Annotated in this window: 13 protein-coding genes, 1 tRNA gene and 1 pseudogene; 9 read left to right on the top strand and 6 right to left on the bottom strand. The window is 64.1% G+C overall.

The window, feature by feature from the left end:
* Positions 1–27: 27 nt before the first annotated feature.
* From G6N26_RS11790 to G6N26_RS11775, 4 genes are all read left to right on the top strand, one after another.
* Positions 28–678, top strand: coding sequence for an HD domain-containing protein (locus G6N26_RS11790; protein WP_083020072.1), 651 nt, complete (start codon positions 28–30; stop codon positions 676–678).
* A 19-nt stretch (positions 679–697) separates the two neighbouring features.
* Positions 698–1,393, top strand: a complete 696-nt coding sequence (locus G6N26_RS11785) for a nitroreductase family protein (RefSeq protein WP_067167221.1) — start codon at positions 698–700, stop codon at positions 1,391–1,393.
* A 16-nt stretch (positions 1,394–1,409) separates the two neighbouring features.
* Complete coding sequence (locus tag G6N26_RS11780; RefSeq protein ID WP_067167225.1) at positions 1,410–1,946, top strand: cupin domain-containing protein; 537 nt, start codon at positions 1,410–1,412, stop codon at positions 1,944–1,946.
* A gap of 84 nt (positions 1,947–2,030) precedes the next feature.
* Positions 2,031–2,107, top strand: a tRNA-Met gene (locus tag G6N26_RS11775).
* On the opposite strand, the gene G6N26_RS11770 is transcribed toward G6N26_RS11775, so the two are convergent.
* Entirely contained in the window at positions 2,102–2,383 is a 282-nt protein-coding gene (locus tag G6N26_RS11770) for a uracil-DNA glycosylase family protein (protein WP_225323462.1), read from the bottom strand. The genes G6N26_RS11775 and G6N26_RS11770 overlap by 6 nt on opposite strands.
* Positions 2,384–2,790: 407 nt before the next feature.
* Positions 2,791–4,449, bottom strand: a complete 1,659-nt coding sequence (locus tag G6N26_RS11765) for a serine/threonine-protein kinase (RefSeq protein ID WP_415621315.1) — start codon at positions 4,447–4,449, stop codon at positions 2,791–2,793.
* 541 nt (positions 4,450–4,990) lie between these two features.
* Between G6N26_RS11765 and G6N26_RS11760 the strand changes: the two genes are divergently transcribed.
* Positions 4,991–5,785: an RsiV family protein gene (locus G6N26_RS11760; RefSeq protein ID WP_067167234.1), complete on the top strand. Its 795-nt coding sequence runs from the start codon at positions 4,991–4,993 to the stop codon at positions 5,783–5,785.
* A gap of 107 nt (positions 5,786–5,892) precedes the next feature.
* Here G6N26_RS11760 and G6N26_RS11755 read toward each other — a convergent pair whose 3' ends face one another.
* From G6N26_RS11755 to G6N26_RS11740, 4 genes are all read right to left on the bottom strand, one after another.
* Complete coding sequence (locus tag G6N26_RS11755) at positions 5,893–6,426, bottom strand: DUF7255 family protein (protein WP_225323463.1); 534 nt, start codon at positions 6,424–6,426, stop codon at positions 5,893–5,895.
* 182 nt (positions 6,427–6,608) lie between these two features.
* On the bottom strand, positions 6,609–7,466 hold the full coding sequence (locus tag G6N26_RS11750; RefSeq protein ID WP_131813292.1) for a GIY-YIG nuclease family protein: 858 nt from the start codon (positions 7,464–7,466) through the stop codon (positions 6,609–6,611).
* Positions 7,467–7,714: 248 nt separating this feature from the next.
* Positions 7,715–8,203, bottom strand: a complete 489-nt coding sequence (locus G6N26_RS11745) for a glutathione peroxidase (protein WP_083020068.1) — start codon at positions 8,201–8,203, stop codon at positions 7,715–7,717.
* 20 nt (positions 8,204–8,223) lie between these two features.
* On the bottom strand, positions 8,224–8,760 hold the full coding sequence (locus tag G6N26_RS11740) for a hypothetical protein (protein ID WP_067167242.1): 537 nt from the start codon (positions 8,758–8,760) through the stop codon (positions 8,224–8,226).
* A gap of 316 nt (positions 8,761–9,076) precedes the next feature.
* On the opposite strand from G6N26_RS11740, the gene G6N26_RS11735 reads away from it, so the two are divergent.
* The 4 genes and pseudogenes from G6N26_RS11735 to G6N26_RS11720 all read left to right on the top strand — a co-directional run bounded on the left by G6N26_RS11735 (position 9,077) and on the right by G6N26_RS11720 (position 14,772).
* The gene (locus G6N26_RS11735; RefSeq protein WP_163648787.1) at positions 9,077–10,369 is read left to right on the top strand and encodes an MCE family protein; all 1,293 of its coding nucleotides are present in this window, start codon (positions 9,077–9,079) and stop codon (positions 10,367–10,369) included.
* A 317-nt stretch (positions 10,370–10,686) separates the two neighbouring features.
* Positions 10,687–11,995: pseudogene (locus tag G6N26_RS11730) on the top strand (MCE family protein).
* Positions 11,996–12,312: 317 nt separating this feature from the next.
* Positions 12,313–13,620 carry an MCE family protein gene (locus tag G6N26_RS11725; protein WP_163648785.1) on the top strand — a complete coding sequence of 436 codons (1,308 nt, stop codon included), beginning with the start codon at positions 12,313–12,315 and terminating at the stop codon, positions 13,618–13,620.
* A gap of 213 nt (positions 13,621–13,833) precedes the next feature.
* Positions 13,834–14,772 (top strand): methionyl-tRNA formyltransferase, encoded by a 939-nt coding sequence (locus G6N26_RS11720; protein ID WP_083020300.1) that lies wholly within the window; start codon positions 13,834–13,836, stop codon positions 14,770–14,772.
* Position 14,773 lies beyond the last annotated feature (1 nt).

Here is a 14,773-nt window from a genome sequence, read left to right as displayed (position 1 = left end):
CGACGGTCACCCGAAGGAGACGACATCATGACCACCAGCTCGATCGACACCATCGCCGGCATCCACGTGCCCGACACCGCGCTGGCGCGCGAGGTCACCGAGTTCATTCGCGACACCGAAGACGAGTTGCTGTTCAACCATTCCCGGCGGGTGTTCTTCTTCGGCGCGCTGCGGGGCCTGCGCCGCGGGCTGCACCCCAACATGGAACTGCTCTACGTCGCGGCGATGTTCCACGACATCGGCCTGACCGAGCACTACCGCAACTCGACCATCCGCTTCGAGGTCGACGGCGCCAACGCGGCGCGGGACTTCCTGATGGACGCTGGCGTCGGCAAGGCCGACGCCGACACGGTGTGGCTCGGCATAGCCCTGCACACCACCCCCGGCGTGCCCGAGTTCCTGGCACCCGAGGTCGCGCTGCTGCAGGCCGGCGTGGAAGTCGACGTCGTCGGCGTCGGACGCGAGCAGATGGCTCCCGAGGCACTCGCCGCGGTGACCGCCGCCCACCCGCGCCCCGATTTCAAGAACCGCATTCTGGCGGCGTTCAACGACGGCATGAAGCACCGGCCGCGGACCACCGACGGCACCATGAACGCCGACGTGCTGGCGCACTTCGATCCCACCTTCGAGCGCGTCGACTTCGTCGACAAGATCCTCAACAACGGCTGGCCGGAATAGCCCGGAAGGGAGTAGACAGATGGACATCCACGAAGCGCTGTACACCACCAGGATGATGCGGCGGCTGCGGCCGGATCCGGTTCCGCTGGACACGCAGGCCCGCATCCTTGACGCGGCCATCCGCGCCCCCAACGGGGCCAACACCCAGCGCTGGCACTTTGTCGCCGTTGACGATCCGGCACTCATCCGCGAGTTCGCCCAACTGTTCCGGCAGGCCCGCGCCCTCGAATACGAGAAGTTCGCGACGGGGACGGGACCGATGGTGGCTCCGGCGCCCGGCGCGGACCCGGGCGCCCACGCCGAGACCATGCGCCGAATCAAGGGCTCGGGGGATTACCTGGCCGAGCATTTCGAAGAAATTCCCTTGCTGCTCTTCGTCTTCGCGATCGACGACCTCGGCGGCGCCAACATCTTCCCGGCGATCTGGAGCGTGCTGCTCGCCGCCCGTGCCGAGGGCGTAGGGGGCGTCATGACGATGGTGCTCCGCAATTTCGAGGACAGGGTCAACGAGTTGTTGGGCGTTCCCGTCGGGGAAGGCTGGACCATGTCGGCGATGCTGGCCCTTGGCTACCCGCGGGGCACATGGGGTGTCGCGGCCAATCGGCATCCCGTGCACGAGGTCTCATCGCGAAACGGCTGGAGCACGCCGTTCGGTGTTGAAGTGCCCCAACCGCTTTGGCCGCCCCACGACACGGCAACCGCGGTCGGGTTCTGAAGAAGGAGGAACGTCAATGAGTGATGCGAACAAAATCGGGGTCACGGTGATCCAGCCTGGGGAAGGCGATTACGTCGCGCTGCCCGGTTTTGGGGCGGTCTTCAAGTTGTCGGCTAAGACCAATGGGGGCGAGGTGTCCATCGTCGAGCATCCGTTCGCCGTCGGCCTGCTCACCGCGGCGCACCGGCATACCCGCGAGGACGAGCATTCGATCGTGCTGGCGGGTCAGATCGGTTTCCGCTCCGACGACAGCGAAGTCGTCCTCGGGCCCGGTGGTTACATCACCAAGCCCCGCGGGCAGATGCACGCGATGTGGAACGCCGGCAACGAGCCTGGCCGCATCATCGAGGTCATCACCCCGGGCGGATTCGAGAACTATTTCCGCGAACTCGGTGAGCTGCTCCTCGAGCACGCCGACGACCCGGCCGGCAGGCCGCTGCACGAGTTGCCCGAGTTCGGCGAACTCGCCGACAAATACGGGCTGACCTACGGGTCACCGGAGTGGATGGATGACATCGCGCAGCGCTACGGGCTGAACCCGCCCTCGCACTGAACTAGGCCTGAACGAGGCCGCTCACCCCGCTGAGCGCGCGATTTGGTCGCCGTGACCCCGGTTCGGTAACCTGGCATTCACCAACGCGGGGTGGAGCAGCTCGGTAGCTCGCTGGGCTCATAACCCAGAGGTCGCAGGTTCGAATCCTGTCCCCGCTACCAGGTAAAACGGCCCCCGGAGATTACTCTGGGGGCCGTTTTCATGGGCCGCACCGACATCCTTGCTCGCGGGTAGAAGAACGCCATGACGCGTTCGGCGTCGCAGCCCAGCGTGATTACCAGCCGCGGCCGGACGATCTCCAACTCGCGGTGCAGGAACGGGGAGCAGTTGACGATCTCGTGCTTCGTGAGACGCGCGGTTCTTCGGCGGGTGGCAGTGCACCGTGTTGCTGATGAAGAGGCCCTTCTTCTCGCGGCCGGAGCGCTTGATGCTCTCATCGATCAGGTCACCACTGCCCCCGGTGATGGGCGTCTGGTTCGCCATGCAGTTCTCGCACAGACTTGCCCGACCAGCGCCACAGGTGATGTCAGGCTGCCGTAGCTCGGCGCGGACGCGGCCGTCGATGTTCATCCCGTCGCAGTGGCGACAGGCCTTGATCTCGTCGTCGAGGGCGACCTTGAGTAGCCGCCGCGAGGCAACGGCTCGTTCTGCACCGCGTTCAAGCCCATCGACGGAGTGTAGGTACACCGATGCCCGGCTGGTATCGATTTCGAGGGGAGTGGGCGTTGTCGAATCGCGGTCCGGGCGTCAGAAGTACCAGCCGTGACGACGGTGTCGCGCGGGGCGAGTCCGGGCACCAGTTCCCGATGTCAGCAGCTTGGTGAGTAGTTGGTTCCGACATCCTTCACCGAGGTCGCGTACGCGACAACACTTTCCAGCTCGAAAGGTCCGCGGATTGTGTCGAATGACTTGGCCTCGACGCGCGCAGCTGGCCAGTCTGAAGGCAATCGGAGAAAACCGTTGAAACGACCGTGCCCTCGGGGGTTTTGACGAATGCAATGACGATCGCGTTTAGTGGCCCGTCCTTTTCCAGGGATAGCCGACCCGTCACAGATGGTCCAGAGTATCCGGAGTCGGGAAGTATCGTGGCGTCCTCGATTTTCACTTGGGGCGGATTGACAGTGCCCCACTCAAGCCATTTGCCGGTGACCGTGAGTTCCATCGACGCCACGGTCTTTCCCGGCGGGGCTGACAGGCTGCTGAATCCGAAATCACCATTAGGTGGCAGCTGGTAGATCGTGCTGACGGCCGATCCGGGAAGGCCCTGCTCTCCCAAGTTCGTGATAATGGCACCGCTACTGTCGAGCAGCGCGAGCTCGAAAGATGAACGCACCAGTCCTACATCAGAATTCGGGTTGTGTAGACGCACGTTGAGCGAGTTGCCAACTTGAGTGAAGCTCACGTCGACTTTGTGCGCCGGTTGCCCCGCGGCACCGGTCCTGGGGTTTTGATCGGTACTGGAGGCGGTTGCCGACTTCAGGGTGCTGCCGCCCGCGGCAGGTGGATTGCCAGCGGAAGGTGGGTGATCCGTTGCTTTCGGACGCCCTATGACGAAATACAGGCTGGCGGCGACGAGTGCCATCACGGCTGCAGCGGTGGCAATGGCGATCAGCGTGCGGCGTCTTGCTTGGCGCGGCGCTTGGATCGCGGGCTGGTCGGCCGCCTCGCGATACTTGTGCGCTGCGATCGTCTCGTCGGCTCGCGGCACAGCTGTACGGGTCATTGACGCGCCGGAGGCGTCACTGAGGGCTTGCGCGAACGCCATGCAGTTGGCGAAACGCATACCGCGATCTTTGGATAGGGCTGTAAGCAGCGCTCCGTCCAACGGCGCCAGGTCTGGGCGGCGATCGCTGAGCGCGGGTGCGGGCGTACTGAGGTGACGGCTGATAACGGCGACGGGGTTAGTGTTCTCGTACAGCAGTGTGCCGGTAAGCAGATGGTAGGCGGTCGCGGCAAGCGCGTACTGGTCAGCGCGTCCGTCGAGATCTTCCGCCATCAGTTGTTCTGGCGCAGCGTACGCCACGGTACCCAGAGTCAGGTTGGTGGCGGTCAGTCGGTTGGCGTCGGCGATCTGGCGGGCAATACCGAAGTCGGCCAGGAAGATCCGCCGCTGTCCATCCTTTTCCGGCTCGCTGAGCAGAATGTTGGCCGGCTTCACGTCACGATGAAGCAACCCCCGATCGTGGGCGTAATCAAGTGCGGCGGCGATCGCGGTCACGATTGTGAGAACCTGATCCACCGGCATGCCCGCGGGATACTGGTGATGCGTTACCTGGGCGGCGTCGGTCCCGTCAACGTAGGCCGTAGCGATCCACAACCGGTCGTCGTACTCGCCGCGATCGTGAACCGTCAAGATATTGGGGTGTGACAGGGAGGCCGCCAAGTCAGCCTCTTGTATGAATCGCTCGCGGAATTCACCGTTGTCGGACACATTGGCCCGAAGAACCTTCAGGGCATCCTGGCGGGGCAAGCGGGGGTGTTGCGCCAGGTAGACCTCGCCCATTCCTCCTGAACCGATAAGTCGAATGACTGTATAGCCAGCAAATCCGGTTCCGGGTGACAGGAGCATGAGTAGGGATCGTATTGGAAGCTGGCAGGCCGCTGTGCGAACCAGCGAGATGTGATGGGCGGGAGATCTCCGGGCGCCAACGACTCGCGGTTCTTCGTGCGAAATGTTGATGGCAGTCTGTGGGGACGAGGAAGGCCGAATTTGGGAACATAACGCTGCGCAAACTGCACAACAGGGTGGGACCCGGCGCTACTGAGCGACCTAGACGACGGAATGACCAGCGCTTTTGGGGTATGGCGCGTTGCCGAAAACGCCCGGTACGTATCTCATAACCCAGAGGTCGCAGGTTCGAATCCTGTCCCCGCTACCAGGTAAAACGGCCCCCGGAGATTACTCTGGGGACCGTTTTCATGCCGTTGGGAACGCCAGCCGATAGGCCTCTCAGGAAGTCCGGCAATCATGGCAGGCGACGTGATGGCTTATCTTTACCTCCATCCGTCGCATCGGTACCGCGAGATGTCCGAGGAGATCCCACATGCGCAGCTTCACGGTGGCAGCGTCCGCCACGGCCCTCGTTCTCTTCGGCGCTGTCGGCGTCGCCGCAGCCGCGCCGCCGAAGGACTACTGCGCCGAACTCAAGGGCGCCAACACCGGCCAGGCATGCCAGATCCAGATGGCCGACCCCGGCTACAACGTCGACATCAGCTTCCCGCTCAGCTACCCCGACCAGAAGTCCGTGGCCGAGTTCATTGCCAAGGAGCGCGACGATTTCCTCAATGTCGCCAAATCCTCCACACCCCGCGATCAGCCCTACCAGCTGACCATTACGTCGGCGAATTACGGATCGGCGATACCGCCGCGCGGAACCGAGGCCGTGGTGTTCAAGGTCGTCGAGGACGTCGGCACACACCCGGAGACGACGTACAAGTCGTTCAACTGGGACCAGACCTACCGCAAGGCGATCGTGTGGACCGCGGCGTCAGACGACAAGAACAACACGCCCTTGTGGCGCGTCGACGACCCGCTGAAGACCGTCGCGCCGATCGTGCAGAGCGAGCTGCAGAAGCAGAGCGCGCCGCCGGCGAGCCAGACGCCGGCCGCGGCCCCGGGCAACCAGACGCCGACCGCACCGCCGGCCAGCCAGACGCCGACCGCGCCGCCGGTGACCGTCGCCCCTGCCGCCGCCTACGACCCGGCGAACTACCAGAACTTCGCCGTCACGAACGACGGCGTCATCTTCTTCTTCGACCAAGGCCACATGCTGCCCGACGCGGCAGGCGCCCCCCAGGTATTGGTACCGCGCTCCGCGATCGACCCGATGCTCGCTTAGCGAGCGCACGGGCGGTTTGAATAGTTGGCCCGGCTACCAAGTAAATGCCCCCGGAGTTTTACCGGGACCGTCCTCATGCCGCCTACTGGGGCGCCGTGGGGGCATGGTCACCCGAGGGTCCGTTCAGCAATCAATGCGCGCAGCGATTCGGGGTTCACCGGAGCCTTACCGCTCAGCACGAGACTCAATGGAATGCCACCGAGCTCGTCATACACCGAGAGCCGAACCAACCTGACGACGCCGTGGAGCGCTGAAAGATCGCGCATCGCATCGTAAAGTGCCCTTTGCTTCCAGCGCGGGGAACCAGCGCCGTCGAGACTGCGGGGCGGCCCAGGCGGTCCGAATAGACGTTCTGTTGAAGCGTTCGTCCAGTATCCGCCCCAACCACGTTCATTAAGGCACGCGTCCTCGAACTGAACGCAGAACCGCGAATAGGTGGCCCGCCACGGAAGACGTTCAGCCCACAAGGGTTCCAATGTGATAGCCCGATAGCGGTTGAAGTGGGCGCTTTCGTCTAGCTCGAACATCAGGTTGCCTGCGTAGGCAATGTCCCACGGTCCGGTAGTGAGTGGAGGGTCGGGGTGAACGCCACCGAGGGTGCGGTATAGATCCATTACCTGTGCCCGACCGTCGGCCGGCATGACAGCCAGCTTTGGACGTGGGGCCTTGTCTGCTTCGCTGAAACCCAAACGAGTACGAAGTAGCTCAGCGAGTCGGTCTTGGTGAACGCCCAACTGTTACCTCCAGGAGGTTGCGCGCGGCCACAGAGCACCTCGCGTCTGGCGCCGATCGTCGTCGCCGGCGTGAATGCTGGCTCATGAGGCTAATTTCGGTTGTTGCCGAGCGCCCGAGACAGCAGGACCTGCTTCCAGTAAGTCTCGCGGTCGATGACGCGCTGGTCCTCGGTGCGTTTCGACCAGAATTCGAGGAGGGCGAAGCGAAGATTTCCGAGCGCGTATTCCACCCCTTTGGTTTCGACCAGTGCCTTGAGTCCGGCGTTGTTGCCATGCAAGCTGTCGGCGTAGGCGCACAGACGATGCCAAATGCCCTCGTCGGCGTAGGCCGCACCGACGTAGGGTTCCCCTGTCTGCTGGTCGTGTATGACGTAAACGCCCTTCATGGATTCGAGTGCGATACGCCAGTCGGGGCGGTTCTGCCGAACGATGACCCGCAGCTCTCGTAGGGTGTGGTTGATGAGGTCGTGACCTGGAAAAGCCTCACCCTCATAAGGCTTTTCGTGTATCGCCGCCACAGTCATCTGGTCAAGGTGCGTCTCCAAGTTCAACCGGATCCCTCGCCCCGTAGGGCGAAAATTGATCACCAGCCGTTTGATGTACTCACCCATGATGTCGTCGCGCAGGTTTAGGTCATATGACCGCGCGTTTGGAATGGCCTTGCGTCCGACCACCTCGAATATGCCCCCGAACAGCCATTGATCCGACGTCTTCCGCTCGCGGGCCATCGTAAATATGAAGTCTCGGTTGAAGTGATCACGTTCACCACGCCAACGACTCCAGCCGACCCATTCGTCCCAATCGCTGGCGAGAACGTCTATCGGGTGGTGTCGCTGGTTCCACACGGCGCAGTGCAGCTTGCACATGGCCGGGTCCAGGCCGCCCAACAGCGGGCGGACGGGGATCGGATTCAGTGCGGGTCGTAGGTGATGTAGTTCTGGTTCCATTACCCTCCTTGTCAGCTTCGCCGGCCGCGTGGCGGTGCGCTCGGGTTCAAGGCCGGATCACTACCGGGCCATGATCGTTGCCGGGTAACTTCCCGCTGATCCGCCGAACCGAAACATGGCACACGCACGCGCTAACTCAGCGGCGCTTCAAAGGGTTCCATTTCGTCGCGATGCGAAGGTGCCCACGAACGGTCGCAAGTTGCTAATGCTGACTGGTTATATGGGCCGTTCTCACAGAGAAACCCGGCCTACCGTGGCAGCACTTCCTCGATGGCGCTGATGACCTCGGGGGCGTCGGGCTCGGTGCGGGGCCGGAAGCGCTGCACCACCGCACCGTCGGGCGCGAGCAGGAACTTCTCGAAGTTCCACTGGATGTCGCCCGCCTGGCCGTCGGCGTCGGCGGCCTTCGTCAATTCGGCGTACAGCGGGTGGCGGTCGTCGCCGTTGACGTCGGTCTTCGCCAGCAGCGGGAACGTCACGCCGTAGGTCGTCGAGCAGAATTGCTGGATCTCGTCGGCCGTGCCGGGTTCCTGGCCCATGAACTGATTGCAGGGGACGCCGACGACGGTCAGGCCGCGGTCGCGATAGTCCTTGGCCAGTTTCTCGAGCGCGGTGTACTGCGGAGTCAGCCCGCATTTGGAGGCGACGTTGACGACGAGCGTTGCGCCGTCGGACAATTCGGCGAGCGTGGTGGGCCGGCCGTCGAGTGTGTTCAGAGCGATGTCTTTGAGGGTCACGCCGAAGACGCTAACGCAGATCAGAGCCAGCCGGTACGGGCGGCCGCGACCGGCTCGGGAGGCGCCGGGGCCAGCTCCCCGTCCCGCACGCCGTCGAGCAACCGCTTCACCGCGGCGACGATCTCCGGGGCGGCCGTGGCGAGCCCCTTCTTATCGGCGTCGCTGACTTCGTCGGGCTCGACGCCCGCCCGCGCCAGCACGGCGTCCGGGTCGGCCAGCTGCCCGGCCAACCACGACACCGGGTCGGCCGACAGCTCGGGGACGAAGTGCCGGCGTCCGGGCTCCCACCCGTCAAAACGAGGGTGGTGGTGGGCCCGGTCCAGCGTCCCTGGCGGGCTCTCGGTGGATCCGAACAGGTCCACCCGCCACACTGGGCGGGTGAAGGCGATGGGGACGCCCGCGTAGATCGACCCCTGGGGAGCGGCCCGGTCGACGAGGCGCAGTTCGAGTCTGACTCCCCGCTCCGGGGTTTCCTGACCGTCGAGTGGGGACGGGTCGACGAAATACATGTCCCCGACGACCACGCCCAGGGATTCGAATCCGAACGCTGCCAGCATTGCGCACCTTTCCTTACCGCTATCCGAGCGTAGACCCGTGCGCCGGCGCGTGGATCGGTACCGGAGACGGGTGATCGCGAGGCGTCCTCGCGTCTCGTAAAGTTGAGTCCCGGATCAGGCACCGGTCCGAATTTTGTGAATGGTGGTTCACACAAGTGCGGCCATCGCGGTACATTTCAGTGATCTTTGTGCGCACAGCAGCCCCTGGTGTGGGGTCTGGCCACGGGGGCGCGATACGCCACCGCGCCGAAGGCGTGTGGCGCGGACGTGAGGGGCGGTGGCGGTGACGTCGAGACAACCAAGTCCCGGTTCACCCGTGCAGATCAACTCGCAGCGCAAGCCCCCGTACAAACTGGTGGCCGTCGCCGCGTTACTCGTGCTCGCGGTGATTTTGGCCCTGGTCTACGGGCAGTTCCGGGGTGACTTCACGCCCAAGACCAACCTCACGATGTTGGCGTCGCGGGCCGGTCTGGTGATGGATCCGGGGTCGAAGGTGACCTATAACGGGGTGGAGATCGGCCGGGTGGGCAAGATCGCGGAGACGGTGCGCGATGGCAAGCCGGCGGCCAAGTTCACCCTCGAGGTCTATCCGCGGTATTTGAAGCTGATCCCGTCGAATGTGAATGCCGATATCAAGGCGACGACGGTGTTCGGTGGGAAGTATGTGTCGTTGACGACGCCGGCCAACCCGTCGCCGCAGAAGATCTCGTCGCACACGGTGCTGGATGCGCGGTCGGTGACCACTGAGATCAACACGTTGTTTCAGACGATCACCTCGATCGCGGAGAAGGTCGATCCGGTCAAGTTGAATTTGACGTTGAGCGCGGCGGCGCAGTCGTTGGCGGGGCTGGGGGAGAAGTTCGGCCAGTCGGTGGTGAACGCCGATATGCTGCTCGACGATGTGAACCCGCGGATGCCGCAGGCGCGCAAGGACATTCAGCAGTTGGCGGCGCTGGGGGATACGTATGCGAACGCGTCGCCGGATCTGTTCGACTTTTTGAATAACGCGGTGGTGACCTCGCGCACGATCAATGCGCAGCAAAAGGATTTGGATCAGGCGTTGTTGGCGGCGGCCGGGTTCGGCAACACCGGGGCCGACCTGTTCACCAAGGGCGGGCCGTACCTGGCGCGGGGCGCGGCCGACCTGGTGCCCTCGGCGGAGCTGCTGGACACCTACAGCCCGGAAATCTATTGCACCCTGTACAACTACCACGAAATCGTGCCCATCACCGGCGCCTCCGAAGGCGGCTTCAACGGCTACTCGCTGAACATGAACACCGAGGTCACCTCCGGTTTGGGGCTGTTGCTCAACCCGGTAGCGACCGTGCCCGTGATTGCCTCGCTACTCGGGGGCATCGCGGGGGTGGTCGGCGGGGCGCCCAACCCCTACATCTGGCCCGAGAACCTGCCCCGGGTGAACGCCCGCGGCGGCCCCGGCGGCGCCCCGGGTTGCTGGCAGCCCATCACGCGCGACCTGTGGCCCGCACCGGAGTTGGTGATGGACTCCGGAAACAGCCTCGCGCCCTACAACCACCTCGACACCGGATCGCCGTATGCGATCGAGTACGTCTGGGGCCGCCAGGTCGGCGACAACACCATCAACCCCTAGCGCGCGAAACAGTTGCCGGGAACCATCATTCGCGTGCCGGCATGATCGCCGGTCTGACGCGCGCGGGGGCGATTGTTCCGCGTTCCTTTGTTCGTGCCACCGCGTCGCGGTACATTGCACTGGTCTTCGTTATTGCATCTGTGTACAGAGCCCCTGGTAACGGGCAGTGAGTCGGGGGAGTGATTTGCCGCAGCGCCGCCAGGCTGCGGCACCGACGTGAGGGGCAGCGGTGGCGACGGTGGGTTATCTGAATAACCAACCGCATACCTGGCTGCCGCCGGACGCGAAATTGACCTTCGGATTCGTGGTGTAGCGCCATGGAAGGCTCACCCGTTCAGATCAACGACTCCCGGCTCCCGCCCTACAAGGTCTACACCTTTGTCGTCGTGGTGGTGCTCGCGATCATCTTCACGCTCGTATACATCCAGTTCCGCGGAGGCTTCACCCCGAAGACCGAGTTGACGATGGTGGCGTCGCGGGCTGGGTTGGTGATGGATCCGGGGTCGAAGGTGACCTATAACGGGGTGGAGATCGGTCGGGTGGGCAAGATCGCGGAGACGGTGCGTGATGGCAAGCCGGCGGCCAAGTTCACGCTGGAGATTTATCCGCGGTATTTGAAGCTGATTCCGTCGAATGTGAATGCCGATATCAAGGCGACGACGGTGTTCGGTGGGAAGTATGTGTCGTTGACGACGCCGGCCAACCCGTCGCCGCAGAAGATTTCGCCGCATGCGGTGCTGGATGCGCGGTCGGTGACCACCGAGATCAACACGTTGTTTCAGACGATCACCTCGATCGCGGAGAAGGTTGATCCGGTCAAGTTGAATTTGACGTTGAGCGCGGCGGCGCAGTCGTTGGCGGGGCTGGGGGAGAAGTTCGGCCAGTCGGTGGTAAATGCGAACGCGGTTCTTGATGAGGTGAACCCGCGGATGCCGCAGGCGCGCAAGGATATTCAGCAGTTGGCGGCGCTGGGGGATACCTATGCGAACGCGTCGCCGGATCTGTTCGACTTTTTGAATAACGCGGTGGTGACCTCGCGCACGATCAATGCGCAGCAAAAGGATTTGGATCAGGCGTTGTTGGCGGCGGCCGGGTTCGGCAACACCGGGGCCGACCTGTTCACCAAGGGCGGGCCGTACCTGGCGCGCGGCGCCGCCGATCTGGTGCCGACCGCCCAACTGCTCGACACCTACAGCCCCGAAATCTATTGCCTGATGCGCAGCGAACACGACGCCTTGCCGGCGACGGGGGCGGCCGAGGGCGGCTTCAACGGCTACTCGCTGAACATGGACACCGAGGTGCTCTCGGGACTGGGGCTGATTGCGAACCCGGTGTCCGCGGTGCCCGTCATCGCGTCCCTGGTGGGCGGCGTCGCCGGGGGTGGTCGGCGGGGCGCCCAACCCCTACATCTGGCCCGAGAACCTGCCCCGGGTGAACGCCCGCGGCGGCCCCGGGGGCGCCCCCGGATGCTGGCAGAAAGTTACCCGCGACCTGTGGCCGGCGCCCGAACTGGTGATGGACACCGGCAACAGCATCGCGCCCTACAACCACCTGGACACCGGATCGCCGTATGCGATCGAGTACGTCTGGGGCCGCCAGGTCGGCGACAACACCATCAACCCCTAGCGCGCGAAACAGTTGCCGGGAACCATCATTCGCGTGCCGGCATGATCGCCGGTCTGACGCGCGCGGGGGCGATTGTTCCGCGTTCCTTTGTTCGTGCCACCGCGTCGCGGTACATTGCACTGGTCTTCGTTATTGCATCTGTGTACAGAGCCCCTGGTAACGGGCAGTGAGTCGGGGGAGTGATTTGCCGCAGCGCCGCCAGGCTGCGGCACCGACGTGAGGGGCAGCGGTGGCGACGGTGGGTTATCTGAATAACCAACCGCATACCTGGCTGCCGCCGGACGCGAAATTGACCTTCGGATTCGTGGTGTAGCGCCATGGAAGGCTCACCCGTTCAGATCAACGACTCCCGGCTCCCGCCCTACAAGGTCTACACCTTTGTCGTCGTGGTGGTGCTCGCGATCATCTTCACGCTCGTATACATCCAGTTCCGCGGAGGCTTCACCCCGAAGACCGAGTTGACGATGGTGGCGTCGCGGGCTGGGTTGGTGATGGATCCGGGGTCGAAGGTGACCTATAACGGGGTGGAGATCGGCCGGGTGGGCAAGATCGCGGAGACGGTGCGCGATGGCAAGCCGGCGGCCAAGTTCACCCTCGAGGTCTATCCGCGGTATTTGAAGCTGATCCCGTCGAATGTGAATGCCGATATCAAGGCGACGACGGTGTTCGGTGGGAAGTATGTGTCGTTGACGACGCCGGCCAACCCGTCGCCGCAGAAGATTTCGCCGCATGCGGTGCTGGATGCGCGGTCGGTGACCACCGAGATCAACACGTTGTTTCAGACGATCACCTCGATCGCGGAGAAGGTTGATCCGGTCAAGTTGAATTTGACGTTGAGCGCGGCGGCGCAGTCGTTGGCGGGGCTGGGGGAGAAGTTCGGCCAGTCGGTGGTAAATGCGAACGCGGTTCTTGATGAGGTGAACCCGCGGATGCCGCAGGCGCGCAAGGATATTCAGCAGTTGGCGGCGCTGGGGGATACCTATGCGAACGCGTCGCCGGATCTGTTCGACTTTTTGAATAACGCGGTGGTGACCTCGCGCACGATCAATGCGCAGCAAAAGGATTTGGATCAGGCGTTGTTGGCGGCGGCCGGGTTCGGCAACACCGGGGCCGACCTGTTCACCAAGGGCGGGCCGTACCTGGCGCGCGGCGCCGCCGATCTGGTGCCGACCGCCCAACTGCTCGACACCTACAGCCCCGAAATCTATTGCCTGATGCGCAGCGAACACGACGCCTTGCCGGCGACGGGGGCGGCCGAGGGCGGCTTCAACGGCTACTCGCTGAACATGGACACCGAGGTGCTCTCGGGACTGGGGCTGATTGCGAACCCGGTGTCCGCGGTGCCCGTCATCGCGTCCCTGGTGGGCGGCGTCGCCGGGGTGGTCGGCGGGGCGCCCAACCCCTACATCTGGCCCGAGAACCTGCCCCGGGTGAACGCCCGCGGCGGCCCCGGGGGCGCCCCCGGATGCTGGCAGAAAGTTACCCGCGACCTGTGGCCGGCGCCCGAACTGGTGATGGACACCGGCAACAGCATCGCGCCCTACAACCACCTGGACACCGGATCGCCGTATGCGATCGAGTACGTCTGGGGCCGCCAGGTCGGCGACAACACCATCAACCCTTAGCAGATCTGCCCCGACAACGCTTGGCGCAAGCCAGGTTTCGCGCGTTCAAAGATCGCTGCGGCGCCATAAGCGGAATGCTTACTCTCCGTGCACGCGCCCGACTGGAGTAGTTAGGTAAGGCTAACGTAAGCTCACATGCTTGTGGGCGCCGTTGCCTGGATCGAGGGGGGCGCAGCCACTGGTCGTCCGTCACGAGCTACAAGGGGTTCACGCATGCGCATCGTCTTCTTCGGATTCCAGACCTGGGGCTACCGGACCCTCAAGGCGCTCATCGAGATGGACCATGAGGTCGCCCTGGCGGTCACCCACCCGTCCAGCGAGGAATCGTACAAGGCGATCTGGTCGGCGCCGGTGGAAAACCTCGCGCGTGACCACGGTATCCCGTTGCATCTGACCGAGACCGTCGACGCGGAAACCATCGATCTGGTCAAGCGCGCCGAGCCCGACGTCATCGTCGTCAACAGCTGGTACTACCGAATGCCGGCGGAACTGTACAACCTGCCGCCGCACGGAACCCTGAACTTCCACGACTCGCTGTTGCCGAGGTTCACCGGGTTTTCGCCCGTGCTGTGGGCGTTGATCAGCGGCGAGTCCGAGTTCGGGCTGACCGTGCACCGGATGGACGACGGCCTGGACACCGGGGACATCCTCGTCCAGCGTTCGGTGCCGATCGGTCCCGACGACACCGGCACCGAACTGGTGCTGCGCGGCATGGATCTGATCCCGGACGTGCTGGCCGAGGCGCTCGGTGCGCTGGAGTCCGGCACCGCGGTCTGGCGACCGCAGAACAAGGCCGAGCGGACGTACTTCCACAAGCGTTCGGAGCGTGACAGTTTGATCGACTGGGGCTGGGCGGCCGAGGACCTGGAGCGGTTCGTGCGCGCATTGTCCGATCCCTACCCCCGCGCCTTCAGCTTCTACCGAGGCGAACGGATCGAAATCCTCGAGGCGCGCGTTTCCGAGGCCGGTTACGGTGGCACGCCGGGTCGGGTGATAGTCCAGGAGGAGGGCGGCGCGGTGGTCTGCGGACCCGACTCGCATCGGGGTAACAACCGCGGCCTGGTGATCACCCGCGTCCGTTCCGCGGACGGAGTCGAGTGTGGCGGGGAAAAGTTCTTCCGGCGAGGCGGTTACCTGACCAGCCAGCCCTGAG

It is taken from the genome of Mycobacterium marseillense (assembly GCF_010731675.1).
Taxonomy (GTDB): domain Bacteria; phylum Actinomycetota; class Actinomycetes; order Mycobacteriales; family Mycobacteriaceae; genus Mycobacterium; species Mycobacterium marseillense.
This window is presented reverse-complemented; position numbering and strand designations above follow the sequence as displayed.

Bases quoted from the DNA above. Each gene is read 5' to 3' on its own strand.
- G6N26_RS11790 (WP_083020072.1), top strand. From the start codon at position 28: ATGACCACCAGCTCGATCGACACCATCGCCGGCATCCACGTGCCCGAC.
- G6N26_RS11785 (WP_067167221.1), top strand. From the start codon at position 698: ATGGACATCCACGAAGCGCTGTACACCACCAGGATGATGCGGCGGCTG.
- G6N26_RS11780 (WP_067167225.1), top strand. From the start codon at position 1,410: ATGAGTGATGCGAACAAAATCGGGGTCACGGTGATCCAGCCTGGGGAA.
- G6N26_RS11770 (WP_225323462.1), bottom strand. From the start codon at position 2,383: ATGAGAGCATCAAGCGCTCCGGCCGCGAGAAGAAGGGCCTCTTCATCA.
- G6N26_RS11765 (WP_415621315.1), bottom strand. From the start codon at position 4,449: ATGGGCGAGGTCTACCTGGCGCAACACCCCCGCTTGCCCCGCCAGGAT.
- G6N26_RS11760 (WP_067167234.1), top strand. From the start codon at position 4,991: ATGCGCAGCTTCACGGTGGCAGCGTCCGCCACGGCCCTCGTTCTCTTC.
- G6N26_RS11755 (WP_225323463.1), bottom strand. From the start codon at position 6,426: ATGCCGGCCGACGGTCGGGCACAGGTAATGGATCTATACCGCACCCTC.
- G6N26_RS11750 (WP_131813292.1), bottom strand. From the start codon at position 7,466: ATGGAACCAGAACTACATCACCTACGACCCGCACTGAATCCGATCCCC.
- G6N26_RS11740 (WP_067167242.1), bottom strand. From the start codon at position 8,760: ATGCTGGCAGCGTTCGGATTCGAATCCCTGGGCGTGGTCGTCGGGGAC.
- G6N26_RS11725 (WP_163648785.1), top strand. From the start codon at position 12,313: ATGGAAGGCTCACCCGTTCAGATCAACGACTCCCGGCTCCCGCCCTAC.
- G6N26_RS11720 (WP_083020300.1), top strand. From the start codon at position 13,834: ATGCGCATCGTCTTCTTCGGATTCCAGACCTGGGGCTACCGGACCCTC.